A 14,050-nucleotide genomic window follows, 5' to 3' on the forward strand; every position below is an offset into this window, starting at 1 on the left:
ATGACAGCGGCATTGGCGGCGACGATGAAAAGGAACTCCATGTCCGGGCTCCGAAAGGATGTATGCCCGGTGAACACGCTGCATCGCACGCTGGTTCCCGCGCCTCGAAAATGCCTCGGTGCCGCGACTTTGCCTTCATGTCTAACGACTTGAGGCATTTTCGCGGCACTGCTCCCGATGCCGGGCTGTCTTCGCACTTGCGGTAGGCGACGGCCTCGGTTAACTCCGATGCTTCATCGGACCCGGCCTGCCGGGTGGCTCCGCCGGGCGCCTATCCCCCGGACAATGGGCACCGCCCCGGCTCCGGACTGTCCTGACATGCGCATGCTCGCCACGCTTCGCCGCGAATGGCTCTCCAACTTGCGGGCCGACATCCTCGCCGGCACCGTCGTGGCGCTGGCGCTGATTCCCGAGGCGATCGGCTTCTCGATCATCGCGGGCGTCGATCCCAAGCTCGGCCTCTACGCGTCCTTCTCGATCGCGGTCATCATCGCCTTCGTCGGCGGCCGGCCCGGCATGATCTCGGCCGCGACCGCGGCCGTTGCCGTCCTGGTCGTGCCCCTGGTCCGCGACCACGGCGTCCAGTACCTCTTCGCCGCGACCATCCTGATGGGGGTGCTGCAGGTGCTGGCCGGGTTCCTGCGCCTTGATCTCCTGATGCAGTACGTCTCGCGCTCGGTCATCACCGGCTTCGTCAATGCGCTGGCGATCCTTATCTTCATGGCCCAGCTACCGCAGTTGATCGGCGTCACCTGGGTGACCTACGCCATGGTCGCGGCCGGCCTGGCGATCATCTATCTCTTCCCGCGCCTGACGCGGGCGGTGCCTTCGCCCCTGGTCGCGATCGTCGTGTTGACGGCGGTCTCGATCCATTTCGGCCTCGGCGTCAACACCGTGGGCGACATGGGCCAGCTACCGGATACCGTGCCGTTCCTGCTGGTGCCCGACGTGCCCTTCACCTGGGACACGCTGCGCATCATCCTGCCCTATTCGGCGGCGATGGCGGCGGTGGGGCTGCTGGAATCGATGCTGACGGCCCAGATCGTCGACGAGATGACCGACACGTCGAGCGACAAGCGGCGGGAGTGCAAGGGCCAGGGCATCGCCAACTTCGCGACCGGCTTCCTCGGCGGCATGGGCGGCTGCGCCATGATCGGCCAGTCGGTGATCAATGTGAAATCGGGCGGGCGCACGCGCCTGTCGACCTTCGTCGCCGGCGCCCTGCTGCTGTTCCTCATCGTCGCGCTGGGGCCGCTGGTCAGCCAGATCCCGATGCCGTCCCTGGTGGCGGTGATGATCATGGTGTCGATCGGTACCTTCAGCTGGCGTTCGATCCGCAACCTGGGCAGCCACCCCTGGCAGTCCTCGGTCGTGATGCTGGTGACGGTCGTGGTCGTCGTGTGGACCCATGACTTGGCCCAGGGCGTGGGGGCCGGCGTGCTGCTGAGCGGCCTGTTCTTCGCCGGCAAGGTGCGGCGTCTGCTGAGGGTGGAGTCCGAACTGTCGGCTGACGGCCGCACCCGCACCTACCGCATGGCGGGCCAATTGTTCTTCGCCTCCACCGACCGCTTCGCCGAAGCCTTCGACTTCCAGGAGCCGATCGAGCGCGTCGTCATCGACGTGGAGCATGCGCATTTCTGGGACATCTCGGCCGTGGGCGCGCTGGACCGGGCGGTGCTCCGCCTGCGTCGCCAGGGCGTCGCGGTGGAGGTGATCGGCCTGAATGCCGCCAGCGCCACCCTGGTCGATCGCTTCGGCGTGCACGACAAGCCGGCCGCCGCGGGAACTGCCGGCCATTGACCGACGCCGTGACACCCTTGCAACGGCTGGATCACACCCGATGACGAGGCGGTGACTGCTTCTGTGCGCGGCAGCCGACCCGGCCTACATTGCAGTCCAGAGAGAAATCGGGAGGTTCCGAGATGAGCCTGGGCAAACTGTTCGGCCGATCCCACGGGGCGCCGCCGAGCGCGTTTCCCGTCGCCAAGACCGAGGAGGAGTGGCGCCGCAGCCTGCCGCCCGCCGCCTTCAACGTCCTGCGCGAGCATGGCACCGAGCACGCCTTCACCAGCCCGCTGAACCAGGAGAAGCGGGCGGGCCGGTTCGTCTGCGCCGGCTGCGGCCAGCCTCTGTTCGAGGCGGGTACCAAGTTCGAGAGCGGCACCGGCTGGCCCAGCTTCTGGCAGCCGATCGAGGGCGCCGTCGGCAGCACGGTCGACCGGTCCTTCTTCATGACGCGGACAGAGGTGCATTGCGCCAATTGCGGCGGGCATCTGGGCCATGTCTTCGACGACGGGCCGCCACCCACCGGGCTGCGCTATTGCATGAACGGGGCAGCGATGGAGTTCGAGCCAGCATCCGCGCAAACGGCTGGCGAGGCGTCGTGAGCGGCATGCGCAAGAGCGGCCGCCAGCCCGACCGGGTCGAGGCGGCAAGCCAGGAGCCTGAGGACGGGGCCGACATCGGCCCCTGCCCGCTGTGCGACCGGCCGATGGTGCAGGGGCCGAGCGTCAACCTGCATCATCTCGTGCCCAAGCGGTTCAAGGGGCGCGAGACGATCACCGTGCACCGCGTCTGCCACGACAAGATCCACGCCGTGCTGTCGGAGCGCGAGTTGCGCGACCAGTATCACCTGATCGAGCGGCTGCGCGAGCAGCCCGAGATCGCGGCGTTTCGTCAATGGGTTGCCCGCAAGCCGCCCACCTTCGTCGACGGGCACCACACCCCCGAGCGCCGCCGCTGAGCGCACGCCGCCCGCGGGCGGCGCCACTCACCCCCTCCGAATTAATCTGTTTCGCCGCGCGGATATTTGCGTCCAGAATGCGTCGGGAAACGATGATCGGGCACGCTGGACCGGGGACGGTCGGCTGAGCCTGAAGTCTGGGAGAGGGGATGTCCGCGCTCGCTGCCTTCATCCGGTGGGCCGAGGCGGTGAACTATCGGGTGGGGGAGTGGGTGAAGTGGCTGACCTTGGCCACGGTCCTCATCTGCGCCACCGTCGTGTTCATTCGCTATGCGCTCCATGCCGGCCTGATCTGGCTCCAGGATCTCTATGTCTGGATCCATGGCGCCGTATTCATGCTGGGCGCCGGCTATACCTTCATGGCCAACAAGCATGTCCGGGTGGACATCTATTACGCGCGGCTGCGGCCGCGGACGCAGGCCTGGTTCGACCTCGTCTCCACGATGATCTTCCTGTTCCCCTGGATTCTGGTGCTCGGCTGGTACGCTTGGCCCTATGTCCACGCCTCGTTCGCGCTGCTGGAACCTTCCTCCCAGGTCGGCGGCATGCCCGGCCTCTATGTGCTAAAGGGCACCATTCTCGTGTTTTGCGCCTTGATGGGGCTGCAAGGGCTGGTGGTCGTCGCCCGCAGCATTCTCACCATCGCCGGCCGTAGCGAACTGGTGCCGCCGGCGCCCGCGGCACCGGATCGATGAGGGGACGGCCCGCATGACCGACGGCCTCAACCTCGGCGACTGGCTCAGCATCCTGCTGTTCGCCTCGGTCATCGGCACGCTGATGATCGGCTATCCCATCGCCATCACGCTGGCCGGCACCTCGCTGATCTTCGCCTGGATCGGCCACGCCTTCGGCGTCTTCGACTACCAGATTCTGGGCGGCCTGCCGTCGCGCTACCTCGGCTCGATGATCAACGAGGTTCTGGTGGCGGTGCCGCTGTTCATCTTCATGGGGCTGGTGCTCGAGCGGTCGGGCATCGCCGAGATGCTGCTGACGACGATGGGGCAGCTCTTCGGCAAGCTGCGCGGCGGGCTGGCCTATTCGGTGGTGCTGGTCGGCGCGCTGCTGGCGGCATCGACGGGCGTCGTCGGCGCCACGGTCGTCACCATGGGCCTCATCAGCCTGCCAGCCATGCTGCGTGCCGGCTACGATCCCAAGGTGGCGACCGGCACCATCTGCGCGTCCGCCACGCTGGCGCAGATCATTCCGCCGTCCACGGTGCTGATCTTCGTGGGCGACCTGCTGGCCGGGGTCAACCAGGCGGCGCAGCTCCGCATGGGCAACTTCTCGCCCGATCCGATCTCGGTCGGCGACCTGTTCGCGGGCGCCCTGCTGCCGGGGATCCTGCTCTGCGGGTTGTACATGCTGTGGATCGTCTACAAGGCGATCTTCCAGCCGGAGACGGTACCGGCCCTGAAGATGACGGAGGCGGAGCGGCGCGGCCTGCCGCGACGGGTGCTGCTGGCGCTGATCCCACCGCTGGCCCTGATCGTGGCGGTGCTGGGCAGCATCCTGGCCGGCGTCGCCACGCCGACCGAATCCGCGTCCATCGGCGCCATCGGCGCCTTGTTGCTGGCCGCCATGAACCGCCGGCTCAGCCTCGACACGCTGACCTATGCCGCGCGCAGCACCATGGTCACCACCTCGATCATCTTCGTGATCGTGCTGGCGGCCTCGCTCTTCTCGCTCGTCTTCCGCGGGCTGGGGGGCGAGCATCTGGTCGAGCAGGCGCTGAGCAGCATTCCCGGCGGCGCCTTCGGCGCCATGCTGGCGGTCATGCTGATCATGTTCGTGCTGGGGTTCTTCCTCGATACGTTCGAGATCATCCTCATCGTCCTGCCGATCTGCGGACCGGCCCTGATCATGCTGGGGCTGGACCCGCTGTGGATCGGCGTGATGATCGGGGTCAATCTCCAGACCAGCTTCCTGACCCCGCCCTTCGGCTTCACGCTCTTCTATATGCGCGGCATCGCCCCGCCGTCGGTCACCACCGGCCAGATATGGATGGGTGCCATCCCGTTCGTCTTCCTTCAGCTCTTCACGCTGTCCATCCTCTGGGCCTTCCCGCCACTGGCGACCTGGCTGCCGGGGGAGGTGTTCCGCCAGGCCGAGCAGACGTCCCCGGGCACGCGGCTCGGCCCGGGCGGCATCAACAGCATGATCGACAGCTCGATGGAGGAAGGCGACCAGGACGAGGAGACACCGGAGGAGTATCGAACGCCCGATCCCGCCAAGGAGGGGCCACGGCAATGACCACGACCCTGGGGGTGGCTGTCCTGGTGGCCTATCTTCTGGCCATACCCCTGCTGCTGAAGCTGGTCGCGCGCAATGGGCGGCCGGGCCTGCTGCGGCGTTCGGGCCATATCGAGGCGGCGATGCTGATCCACATCGCGATGCTGCTGGCCGGCGGTGTCCTGGTCCTGGGCGGCCTGACCGGCGAATTCTGAAGGCACGGCTGCGCGGGCGGCAGCGGACGATGCCGTCAGACCGGCGCCAGCGGCCGGTGGGGCAGGGGTGGCGGCTCCACCAGGATCCGGTCCTGCGGGCGGACGTCGCCCCCCGCCAGCACGATTGCCATCACGCCGGCCTTGCGGACAAGTTCGCCGGCGGCGTCGCGGTCGAGGGTGGCAGCCATGAGACCGGGCTGCAGGCGGTTCAACTGGTGGCAAGGGTTGCGCAGCCCCGTCACCTCGACCACGGCCCGCGCGCCGAGCCGAAGCCTGGTCCCGCTCGCCAGCCCCAGCAGGTCCACGCCGCGCGAGGTCACGTTCTCGCCCATCCGGCCCGGCGTCATCGCGAAGCCGGCGGCCATCAATTCGTCCAGCAACTCGCCGTGGATAAGGTGTACCTGGCGAAGATTGGGCTGCGTCGGGTCGCGGGCCACGCGCGATCGGTGCTGCACGGTCCGGCCCAGATGGGCGTCGCCCTCCACGCCCAGCCCGGCCAGCAGGTGGATGACCGGCTGGTTGGGCTTGCTCATGCTGTGGTCGGGGCCGCTGCTCACCGCGACGACAATGCCGCTCATCGTTCTCCCGGTCCTCGGCTGGATACCGCCCGCGGCAATGCCGCGGGCGGCCTCAGTCGGTCGTGATCAGCCGAACTTGTACTCGAGCTGGCGGGCATTCATGAAGCCCTGCTCGGCGATCCGGTTCCAGGCCATCAGTTCGCTCCGGCTCTTGAGGAAGGATTGCACCACCTTCTTCGTGATGGCATCGCCGGTGTCGCGCATCTCGGCGATGACCTGGCCGCAGGCCTCGCCATAGGCCCGCAGGAACTCGTTGGGGAAGCGGCGAAGCTGGACCTGATGTTGGCGGATGAGGGTTTCCAGCGCCTGGCCGTTCCGGGCGTTGAACTCCGACGTCAGCATTTCGTTCTCGGCCCGGCAGCAGGCGAAGACGATGGCCTGCAAGTCCTTGGGCAGGGCCAGCAGCTTCTTCTTGTCGAAGGTGATCTCGATCTGCGTGCCGGGCTCGTGCATGCCGGGCCAATAATAGTATTTGGCAACCTTGTAGAAGCCGAGCGACAGGTCGTTCCACGGGCCGACCCACTCGGTCGCGTCGATCGCGCCGGACTGGAGGGCGGCAAAGATCTCGCCCGCGGGCAGGTTGATGGTCGTCATGCCCATCTTGCGCAGGGCCTCGCCGCCGATGCCGGGGATGCGCATCTTCATCCCCTTCACGTCGTCGACGGTGCGGACCTCCTTGTTGAACCAGCCGCCCATCTGCACGCCGGTCGAGCCGCCATGGACGCCCTTCAGGCCGAACTGGTCATAGAGCTCGTCCCACAATTCCTGGCCGCCGCCGAAATTCATCCACGCCGCCAGTTCGCCGGTGACCAGGCCGAACGGCACGGTGGAGAAGAAGTTCACCGCCTTGGACTTGTTGATCCAGTAATAGGGCGTGCCGTGGAACAGGTCCGCCGCGCCGCGGGTGACCGCGTCGAAGCTCTCGAACGCCGGCACCAGCTCGCCCGCGCCGAATACCTTGATGGTAAGCCGCCCATCGGTGGCCTCGCCCACGGACTTGGCAAAGCGTTCGGCGCCGGTTCCCTGGCCCGGGAAGTTCTTCGGCCAGGTCGTAACCATGCGCCACTCGATCCGGCCTTGGGCGAGCGCCGGGCGGGCCAGCGCCGCAGCACCCGCGGCAGCGCCTGCGGCAGCGCCCTTGATCAGTGATCGGCGTTTCATCGACATGAATCACTCTCCCTGAATATCTTCGCCGCGCGACCATTGGTGGTCATGCTGTCTGTCATCATGCGATAGCGTTTGCGGCACATGCAATGCTGCTCCCCAGTCCTAAAATGAGATTCCGGGGGCTTGACCGCACGGTCGGCGGTTGTGCTTTTCAGGCAGCAGTTCGGCAGGCAAACACGCCCAATTTTCTGGCAGGTCTGGCCAGCCGGCGGTGGGAGGATTAGATTCGCTCGCAACAGGGCGGCCCTGGCCGCCCGATCCCAGAGCCCCAAGCAGGACCCGTTTCCATGGATGCGAGCAGCACCCTCGCGCCGCCGCCGGCAGCGCGCCGCGACCTGTCGGTCATCGGCCTGATCTGCGCCGCCCATTTCGTCAGCCATGTCCATATCTTCATCCTGCCGCCGCTGTTCCCGTTCCTGAAGGATGCGCTGGGCGTCAGCTATGTCGAACTCGGGCTGATCCTGACCGTCTTCAACGTGGCGACCGCGGTGACGCAGACGCCGGCCGGGTTCCTGGTCGACCGCATCGGCCCGTTCCGCCTGCTGGTGGGCGGGCTGGTGCTGGGCAGCCTGTCGCTGGCGGCGGCCGGCATCGCCGGGTCCTATGCCGCGCTGCTGGTCGCCTTCCTCTTCGCGGGGCTGGCCAACTCCGTCTATCACCCGGCCGACTATTCCATCCTGTCGTCGACGGTGCAGGACAGCCGCATCGGCCGCGCCTTCTCCTTCCACACCTTCTCGGGCTATCTCGGCACCGCGGTGTCGCCGGCCCTGATGCTGGGGCTGGCGCTTACCATCGGTTGGCGGGCGGCGCTGGTCGTCGCGGGCGCCATCGGCTTCGCGGTCGCCATCCTGCTGCTGGTGCGCTCGGCCGACCTGGCCCACGCCCAGCCGCGGCGCAAGGGCGGCAAGGGCGACGCGGGCGGCCCGTCCGGCGTCAAGCTGCTGTTCCAGCCGACGATCCTCGGGCTGATGTTCTTCTTCATGCTGATCACCATGTCGGCGTCGGGGATCACGTCCTTCGCCGTGGTGGCGCTGAACAGCCTCTACGGCACGCCGCTGGCGGTGGGAAACACGGCGCTGACGGGCTATCTGATCAGCGGCGCCATCGGCGTCCTGGTCGGCGGCTGGATCGCCGACCGCACCCGCCACCACGCCGTGGTGGCGGCCGCCTGCTTCGCCAGCACCTCGGCCGTGGTCCTGCTGCTGGGCTCGGTCGATCTCGGATCGACGTTGCTGGTGGCGGTGATGACGCTGTCGGGGCTGGCCTACGGCATCATCATGCCGTCGCGCGACATGATGGTGCGGGCAGCGACCCCGGCCGGCTCGTTCGGCAAGGTCTTCGGCTTCGTGTCGACCGGCTTCAGCGTCGGCGGCATGATCGCGCCGCCACTCTACGGCTACATCATGGACCGCGGCCAGCCCTTCTGGATCTTCGTCTTCGCTGCCGGCTTCATGCTGGTCGGCACCCTGACCGCCCTCAGCCGGTCCCGCATCGCGACCCGGCCGGCCGCGGCGCAGGCCGGCTAGTCTAGGCCAGCGTCGCCCGGTCCCCGACCGCGATCGGGCCGGGTTCGGCTACCGCCAGCAGCGCGCCGAAATCGGCGCGGTTGGTGCGGGTGATCTGGTCCAGGATGGCCGGGTCGAGGTCGAGGTCCGGCTGCGGGATGGTGACGAAGGCGCAGCGCCGGCAAGGTTCCAGCACGCGCAGGCGGGTGCCGCCGATCATCAGCTCCATCCCCGCCGGCCACTCCGATTCCGGAAAGGGCAGGGTGCGATCGGGCCAGTCGACGACCAGGTTGGGGCGGAATCGGCGCAGGTCGACGGCGCTGCCGGGCAGCCTTTCGGCCAGCGTCGCCAGGGATGCGGTGGTGACGAGGTGGAGCGCACGGACATCGTAGCGCGGTGCCACGGTCGGGATGTCGGGCGCCAGGCCGGGGGCGGGGTGGCGCACCAGCCGCACGGGGAAGCCGAAATGGGCGGCCAGTTCCGCCTGGTCGGCCGGCTGCCAGCCCTGGCTCGGCAGCCGCAGTTCCAGCCTGTCCTCGTCGCCCAGGCGGGCCAGCGCCAGCGGGGTCGCCCGCCAGCGCCGCTGCTTGGGCGAGGCGATCTCGCCGTCCTCGGCAACGACGCCCCACAGCCGGTCGCCCTGGAGGCCGCCTGGGCCGGCTTCGGCCCGCTCCAGCCGCTCCCCGCCCATCGAGCTGACGGGATACCGCCAGATCGACCGGATGCGGGGAGCTTCGGTCATCGGTTCAGATGACGGCTTCGATCAGGTAGGGGCCGGGCGTGGCGATGGCGCGGGCCAGTTGCTCGTTGAACTCCTCGGCCGTGGTCGCCCGGCTGCCGGCAACGCCCATGCCGCGGGCCATGTCGACCCAGTTCAGGTCGGGCCGGTCGAGGCTCAGCATGTCGATCGCCTTCCGTCCCGGGTTGTGCGCGCCGACATTGTGCAGCTCGCCGCGCAGGATGGCGTAGGAGCGGTTGGAGAAGATGACGTTGACGACGTTCAGCCCTTCCCGCGCCATCGTCCACAGGGCCTGCACCGTGTACATGCCGCTGCCGTCGCCTTCCAGGCACAGCACCTTGCGGTCGGGGCAGGCAACCGCCGCCCCCAGCGCCAGCGGCAGGCCGAGGCCGATGGCCCCACCCGTGATCTGCAGCCAGTCATGCGGCGGCGCGCCCTTGGTGAAGGGGAAGAGGCCGCGGCCCGAGGTGACGGCCTCGTCGGCGACGATGCAGTTCTCGGGCATCAAGGCGCCGATGGCGTTGGCGCAGGCATCGACCGTGAGCGCGCCCTTCGACAGGCCGGGACGGACGGCGGGCTCGAACGGCACGGCCGCGCCCTTGGCGCCCACTTCGTCGGCCAGCCATTCCAGCGTGTGGATCAGGTCCTGGTCGATCGTCGCCAGGCGGAAGATGTTGGCGCCCGGCGCCGTCATCACGCTGGGCTTGCCGGGATAGGCGAAGAAGCCGACCGGCCCCTTGGCGCCGACCAGGATCACCTGGCGGAAATCCTTCAGGCGGGCGATCGCCTGGTCGACCGGGTAGGGCACGCGGTCGACCGAGAAGCGGCCGGCGCCGCGCTCGGTGCGGCCGTTGGAGGTCTGGGCCAGCACCTGGCAGCCGGTCTTGGCGGCGATGGCTCCGGCGGCATTGGTCCCGGCGACGCGGAGCGCCTGCCCGGTGATCAGGATCAGGGTGCCCTTGGGGTCCTTCCGCAGCATCTCGGCCGCTTCGCGGATGGCTTCCCGGGTCACCTGCTCGCGCGGCGGCGGCTCGTCGACCTTGGCCGGGCCGGTGCCCTCGTTCCAGGCCGTGTCGGCCGGCAGGATCAGGGTGGCGATCTGGCCGGGCGCGGTGCGGGCGACGCGGATCGCCTCGGCGCCGTCGGCGGCGATCGTCTCGGCGGTCGGCGAGGTCTTCACCCAGGCCGAGAACGGCCGCGCGATGCCCTCGATGTCCGAGGTCAGGGGCGCGTCGTACTGGTGGTGATAGACCGCATGGTCGCCGACGATGTTCACCATCGGCGTGAAGGCGCGCCGGGCGTTGTGCAGGTTGGCGCCGCCATTGGCCAGGCCCGGGCCCAGGTGCAGCAGGGTGGCGGCCGGCTTGTCGGCCATGCGGGCATAGCCGTCGGCCGCCCCGGTCACCACGCCCTCGAACAGGCCCAGCACGCAGCGCATGCCCTCGACGCGGTCGAGGGCGGCCACGAAATGCATCTCCGAGGTGCCGGGATTGGTGAAGCAGACGTCGACGCCGCCGCCCACCAGGGTCCGTACCAGGCTTTCCGCACCGTTCATTATAAGACTCTCCGTAAGGGCGCCGATCGCCTTCGGCCCGGGACCGCCGACGGTGCTGCCGCCGATGGTCCAGGTTCCAGGTGCGCTGTCGTCGACCGGATGGCGCGGGCGTCTGGCCCGCCGGGAACTGCGCCGCCGAATGTATCGGCGGCGCAGTTCCCGCGCTAGTACCCGTTCCGGTTCCTAGTGCCCGCCGCCGCCCGCGGCTTCCTTGCGCCGCCGCCGCCCGGCGGCCATCAGGTTCAGGGTCTCGACCCCGACCGAGAAGCCCATGGCGACGTAGACGTAGCCCTTGGGGATGTGGAAGCCGAAGCCGTCGGCCACCAGCACCATGCCGATCAGCAGCAGGAAGCTGAGCGCCAGCATCTTCACCGTCGGATGGGCCGAGACGAAGGCGCTGAGCGGGCCGGACGCCACCAGCATCATGGCGACCGCGATGATGACGGCGGTCACCATGATCCACAGTTCCTCGGCCATCCCGACTGCGGTGATGACGCTGTCGAGCGAGAAGACCGCGTCCAGCACGATGATCTGCATGATCACGCCCTGGAAGGTGACCCGGGCCAGGGTGGCGCCGACCGCCTCGTCGTGGCCTTCCACGCGTTCATGGATCTCGCGCGTGCCCTTGTAGACAAGGAACAGGCCGCCCGCGATCAGGATGATGTCGCGCCACGAGAAGGGATGGCCGGCCACCTCGAAGACGACGGCGGTCAGGCCGGCGATCCACGCGATCGATGCCAGCAGCGCCAGCCGCATGATAAGGGCCAGGGCCAGCCCGATCTTGCGCGCGCGGTCGCGCTGCGCCTCCGGCAGCTTGTTGGCCAGGATCGCGATGAAGACGAGATTGTCGATGCCCAGCACGATCTCCAGCACCGTCAAGGTCGCCAGACTGGCCCACACATGCGGGTCGCTCAGCCACTCCATTGTTCAGCCCCCTGATTCTCGCGTTGATTGTATCGACCGACCGCCTCAGCGCAGCGCCCGCAGCCGCGCCAGGATCACCGCCGCCAGGCCGAACAGCAGGGCCAGGATCGGTGCCAGGATCACCAGCACCGCCTCCGCCACCAGCAGCCCGCCCAGGGCGCTGCTGCCAACGACGAAGAGGCCGACGAGGATCCCCGGCGCATCCAGCGCGTCGATCAGCCCGATCAGCCCGCCCGCGGCCGCGGTTCCGCCGCGCACGGTCCAGCGGCTGTGCGCCAGGAACGACAGCAGGATCGCGGTGGTGGCGATGACGGGATGCATGATGGTGCCGAGCAGGGGCACCAGCAGCGCGACCGGATCGTCGAAGCTGCTCATCGGCGACAGGGCCGGGCACGGGCGGGGATGGGCATTCGCATCGGACGGGCACAGATATAGGTTAGATTTCGCCGCGCGCCAGACGATTTGCCAGGATTGGCCGCAACGGCGGGTTTCCGTCCGGGGTGCGCGCGTATTATGACGGGCTCGGCCGCGGCCGCCGCCGCGCCCCCTGTTCGGAGGTCGTCCAGATGCGCGCCCATGTCCTCGGCATCGATCATGTCATCGTCCTGGTCCGCGAGTTGGAGGCGGCCGCGGCCGACTATGGCCGGCTCGGCTTCACGATATCGCCGCGCGGCACCCACAGCGCCCACATGGGCACCGGCAACCATACCATCATGTTCGAGCGCGATTACTTCGAGCTGATGGGCGTGCTGGCGCCGACCGACGCCAATGCCCGCTGGCGCGAACTGCTGGCGCGGCGCGAGGGGATGAGCGGCGTCGCGCTCAAGACCGACAAGGCATCGGGTGCCGCGGCCGAGATGCGGGCGGCCGGCATTGCCGCGGCCGATCCAGTGCATTTCGCCCGCCCCGTCGACCTGCCCGGCGGCGGCAAGGGCGAGGCCGCCTTCGACACCACCCAGTTCCCGCCCGAGGCGACGCCGGACGCGCGCATGTTCTGCTGCCAGCACCTGACGCCGCACACCGTGTGGATCGCCGCACTCCAGCGCCACGCCAACAGCGCCCATGGCTTGGCCGAGGTGTTGCTGGCGACCGATGACCCGGCGGAGGCCGGTGCCGCCTATGCCCGCATCTTCGATCGCGACACGGCCCCGGTGCCGGGTGGTGTCGCGGTCGCCACCGGCAACACCCCGCTGGTCCTGCTGGGCCCGGGCGCGTTGGCGGCGCGCTACCCGGCCGTCGACCTGGCGGCGCTGCCGGCCCGCGGGCTGGCGGGTTTCGTCGTCCGCGTCCGCCGGCGCGAGGATGCACGTGCGGCCCTGCTGGCCGGCGGCGTCGCCTTCGTCGAGGAAGGGCGCTCGCTGGTGGTCGGGCCGGCGGCCGCGCGCGGCGCCCTGATCGAGTTCCGACCGGACTAGGGACAGGTGCCGTCGATCGCGGCTAGTATTGGGTTGATCGTGATTGAGGCGGCAGGAAAGGGGCCAGGAATGCGGACGCGTTGGATCGTTCTGGGACTGGCGGTCGGGCTGGGCCTTGCGGGATGTGCCGGAGATTCCGACCTCATCCTGGAGCGCAAGGGCAACGAACTGACGGTGCGCATTCCCGAAGGCAACCCCGGCGCGGCCCATCGCGCAGCGCGCGATGCCTGCGCGCTGGATCGCAAGAACGCCAGCATCATCGGCGTCAGCGCCGACCGCCTGAAGTTCGTCTGCCAGCCTTTCTAGGCTGGCCGGTCTAGGCTGGCCGGCCGTGGGCTGGGGTCAGGCGGTGGCGCGACGCGCCAGCACGCGCTTGCGGGCGGCGCCGCGATCCTGGTCCGAGACGTGGACGAGGCCGGCGATCCGCCGAACCAGCGCGTCCTCCTGCGGATCGAGCCGGCCGTCGGCATAGGCCACCTCCCACAGCATCTCGATCAGTTCGATGCGCTGGTCGGCGTCGTAGTCGTCCGTGACGCGGCGGATATGGCGATACATCCCGACCGAGCGGTCCTGCGCTTCCTCGGCCGCGGTCAGCAACCGGTCGGTCTCTGTCGGCGCCAGGCCGAAGCGCCGGGCCAGCACGTCGCGGATCGCCTGCTGTTCGGCGGCATCGAAGCCGTCATCCATGCGTGCCGCCTCGATCAGCAGGGCGGCCACCGCTAGCTGCAATTCATCCACCCGGCTGCCCCGCAGCCGCGGCGCTGGGCCGGTGAACATCTCAAGCAGTCGGTCGAACATGGAAGAAGCGCCCTCGGTTGCGTCCTGGTGGCGAACAGATGGGCCTTCGGCCCTTCCAGGAAGCATCGGCCACAAGAATGCCTTTTTGTCGTCCGCTTTCCATCGGATTCCACCCCTGAAATGGGATGGCTCAAGAGCGGTGGCGGCCATCGCCGCCCGGGCAAGAAGGAGTTGATAAAAAG

General features: G+C 68.7%; 16 protein-coding genes and 1 other annotated feature. Of the genes, 9 read left to right on the plus strand and 7 right to left on the minus strand.

Going from position 1 to position 14,050, the window contains the following annotated elements:
* Nucleotides 1-235 precede the first annotated feature (235 nt).
* Nucleotides 236-288: a sequence feature (sul1 is cis-regulatory element that is thought to sense ions involved in sulfur or methionine metabolism; They are found in Alphaproteobacteria), on the plus strand.
* Nucleotides 289-318: 30 nt separating this feature from the next.
* The 6 genes from STVA_RS03025 (at nt 319) to STVA_RS03050 (ending at nt 5,187) form a co-directional block, all read left to right on the plus strand.
* On the plus strand, nt 319-1,800 hold the full coding sequence (locus tag STVA_RS03025; protein ID WP_123694329.1) for a SulP family inorganic anion transporter: 1,482 nt from the start codon (nt 319-321) through the stop codon (nt 1,798-1,800).
* 122 nt (nt 1,801-1,922) lie between these two features.
* Nucleotides 1,923-2,387: a peptide-methionine (R)-S-oxide reductase MsrB gene (gene msrB, locus STVA_RS03030; protein ID WP_123694327.1), complete on the plus strand. Its 465-nt coding sequence runs from the start codon at nt 1,923-1,925 to the stop codon at nt 2,385-2,387.
* 5 nt (nt 2,388-2,392) lie between these two features.
* Nucleotides 2,393-2,743 (plus strand): HNH endonuclease family protein, encoded by a 351-nt coding sequence (locus STVA_RS03035; RefSeq protein WP_245978549.1) that lies wholly within the window; start codon nt 2,393-2,395, stop codon nt 2,741-2,743.
* Nucleotides 2,744-2,892: 149 nt separating this feature from the next.
* Nucleotides 2,893-3,438 (plus strand): TRAP transporter small permease subunit, encoded by a 546-nt coding sequence (locus STVA_RS03040; RefSeq protein WP_245978524.1) that lies wholly within the window; start codon nt 2,893-2,895, stop codon nt 3,436-3,438.
* A gap of 13 nt (nt 3,439-3,451) precedes the next feature.
* Nucleotides 3,452-4,993 (plus strand): TRAP transporter large permease, encoded by a 1,542-nt coding sequence (locus tag STVA_RS03045; protein ID WP_123694325.1) that lies wholly within the window; start codon nt 3,452-3,454, stop codon nt 4,991-4,993.
* Entirely contained in the window at nt 4,990-5,187 is a 198-nt protein-coding gene (locus tag STVA_RS03050) for a hypothetical protein (protein ID WP_123694323.1), read from the plus strand. The genes STVA_RS03045 and STVA_RS03050 overlap by 4 nt, the downstream gene beginning before the upstream one ends.
* A gap of 35 nt (nt 5,188-5,222) precedes the next feature.
* Here the strand turns inward: STVA_RS03050 and STVA_RS03055 are convergent, their stop codons facing one another.
* Both STVA_RS03055 and STVA_RS03060 read right to left on the minus strand, forming a co-directional pair.
* Complete coding sequence (locus STVA_RS03055; protein WP_123694321.1) at nt 5,223-5,765, minus strand: MOSC domain-containing protein; 543 nt, start codon at nt 5,763-5,765, stop codon at nt 5,223-5,225.
* 66 nt (nt 5,766-5,831) lie between these two features.
* On the minus strand, nt 5,832-6,932 hold the full coding sequence (locus STVA_RS03060) for a TRAP transporter substrate-binding protein (RefSeq protein WP_245978522.1): 1,101 nt from the start codon (nt 6,930-6,932) through the stop codon (nt 5,832-5,834).
* 287 nt (nt 6,933-7,219) lie between these two features.
* On the opposite strand from STVA_RS03060, the gene STVA_RS03065 reads away from it, so the two are divergent.
* Nucleotides 7,220-8,458 carry an MFS transporter gene (locus STVA_RS03065; RefSeq protein ID WP_123694319.1) on the plus strand — a complete coding sequence of 413 codons (1,239 nt, stop codon included), beginning with the start codon at nt 7,220-7,222 and terminating at the stop codon, nt 8,456-8,458.
* 1 nt (nt 8,459) lies between these two features.
* Here STVA_RS03065 and STVA_RS03070 read toward each other — a convergent pair whose 3' ends face one another.
* The 4 genes from STVA_RS03070 to STVA_RS03085 form a co-directional block, all read right to left on the minus strand.
* Nucleotides 8,460-9,179 (minus strand): MOSC domain-containing protein, encoded by a 720-nt coding sequence (locus STVA_RS03070; RefSeq protein WP_123694317.1) that lies wholly within the window; start codon nt 9,177-9,179, stop codon nt 8,460-8,462.
* Nucleotides 9,180-9,183: 4 nt separating this feature from the next.
* Nucleotides 9,184-10,731, minus strand: coding sequence for an acetolactate synthase large subunit (locus STVA_RS03075; protein ID WP_123694315.1), 1,548 nt, complete (start codon nt 10,729-10,731; stop codon nt 9,184-9,186).
* 183 nt (nt 10,732-10,914) lie between these two features.
* Nucleotides 10,915-11,655: a TerC family protein gene (locus STVA_RS03080; protein ID WP_123694313.1), complete on the minus strand. Its 741-nt coding sequence runs from the start codon at nt 11,653-11,655 to the stop codon at nt 10,915-10,917.
* 45 nt (nt 11,656-11,700) lie between these two features.
* Nucleotides 11,701-12,030: a hypothetical protein gene (locus STVA_RS03085; protein WP_123694311.1), complete on the minus strand. Its 330-nt coding sequence runs from the start codon at nt 12,028-12,030 to the stop codon at nt 11,701-11,703.
* A gap of 191 nt (nt 12,031-12,221) precedes the next feature.
* On the opposite strand from STVA_RS03085, the gene STVA_RS03090 reads away from it, so the two are divergent.
* Together STVA_RS03090 and STVA_RS03095 are read left to right on the plus strand one after the other, a co-directional pair.
* Nucleotides 12,222-13,070: a VOC family protein gene (locus tag STVA_RS03090; RefSeq protein ID WP_142235626.1), complete on the plus strand. Its 849-nt coding sequence runs from the start codon at nt 12,222-12,224 to the stop codon at nt 13,068-13,070.
* Nucleotides 13,071-13,139: 69 nt separating this feature from the next.
* The gene (locus STVA_RS03095) at nt 13,140-13,376 is read left to right on the plus strand and encodes a hypothetical protein (RefSeq protein WP_123694307.1); all 237 of its coding nucleotides are present in this window, start codon (nt 13,140-13,142) and stop codon (nt 13,374-13,376) included.
* Between the two features lie 36 nt (nt 13,377-13,412).
* Here the strand turns inward: STVA_RS03095 and STVA_RS03100 are convergent, their stop codons facing one another.
* A complete protein-coding gene (locus tag STVA_RS03100; RefSeq protein WP_245978520.1) occupies nt 13,413-13,868 on the minus strand; it encodes a tellurite resistance TerB family protein in 456 nt (151 codons plus the stop codon).
* Nucleotides 13,869-14,050: the final 182 nt, after the last annotated feature.

The organism is Stella humosa (assembly GCF_006738645.1).
Lineage (GTDB): Bacteria > Pseudomonadota > Alphaproteobacteria > ATCC43930 > Allostellaceae > Allostella > Allostella humosa.

What these genes read in the sequence shown, in the direction of transcription:
- msrB (WP_123694327.1), top strand. Translation starts at nt 1,923, where the DNA reads ATGAGCCTGGGCAAACTGTTCGGCCGATCCCACGGGGCGCCGCCGAGC.
- STVA_RS03055 (WP_123694321.1), bottom strand. Translation starts at nt 5,765, where the DNA reads ATGAGCGGCATTGTCGTCGCGGTGAGCAGCGGCCCCGACCACAGCATG.
- STVA_RS03100 (WP_245978520.1), bottom strand. Translation starts at nt 13,868, where the DNA reads ATGTTCGACCGACTGCTTGAGATGTTCACCGGCCCAGCGCCGCGGCTG.
- STVA_RS03035 (WP_245978549.1), top strand. Translation starts at nt 2,393, where the DNA reads ATGCGCAAGAGCGGCCGCCAGCCCGACCGGGTCGAGGCGGCAAGCCAG.
- STVA_RS03025 (WP_123694329.1), top strand. Translation starts at nt 319, where the DNA reads ATGCGCATGCTCGCCACGCTTCGCCGCGAATGGCTCTCCAACTTGCGG.
- STVA_RS03070 (WP_123694317.1), bottom strand. Translation starts at nt 9,179, where the DNA reads ATGACCGAAGCTCCCCGCATCCGGTCGATCTGGCGGTATCCCGTCAGC.
- STVA_RS03045 (WP_123694325.1), top strand. Translation starts at nt 3,452, where the DNA reads ATGACCGACGGCCTCAACCTCGGCGACTGGCTCAGCATCCTGCTGTTC.
- STVA_RS03040 (WP_245978524.1), top strand. Translation starts at nt 2,893, where the DNA reads ATGTCCGCGCTCGCTGCCTTCATCCGGTGGGCCGAGGCGGTGAACTAT.
- STVA_RS03075 (WP_123694315.1), bottom strand. Translation starts at nt 10,731, where the DNA reads ATGAACGGTGCGGAAAGCCTGGTACGGACCCTGGTGGGCGGCGGCGTC.
- STVA_RS03050 (WP_123694323.1), top strand. Translation starts at nt 4,990, where the DNA reads ATGACCACGACCCTGGGGGTGGCTGTCCTGGTGGCCTATCTTCTGGCC.
- STVA_RS03095 (WP_123694307.1), top strand. Translation starts at nt 13,140, where the DNA reads ATGCGGACGCGTTGGATCGTTCTGGGACTGGCGGTCGGGCTGGGCCTT.
- STVA_RS03085 (WP_123694311.1), bottom strand. Translation starts at nt 12,030, where the DNA reads ATGAGCAGCTTCGACGATCCGGTCGCGCTGCTGGTGCCCCTGCTCGGC.
- STVA_RS03080 (WP_123694313.1), bottom strand. Translation starts at nt 11,655, where the DNA reads ATGGAGTGGCTGAGCGACCCGCATGTGTGGGCCAGTCTGGCGACCTTG.
- STVA_RS03060 (WP_245978522.1), bottom strand. Translation starts at nt 6,932, where the DNA reads ATGTCGATGAAACGCCGATCACTGATCAAGGGCGCTGCCGCAGGCGCT.
- STVA_RS03065 (WP_123694319.1), top strand. Translation starts at nt 7,220, where the DNA reads ATGGATGCGAGCAGCACCCTCGCGCCGCCGCCGGCAGCGCGCCGCGAC.
- STVA_RS03090 (WP_142235626.1), top strand. Translation starts at nt 12,222, where the DNA reads ATGCGCGCCCATGTCCTCGGCATCGATCATGTCATCGTCCTGGTCCGC.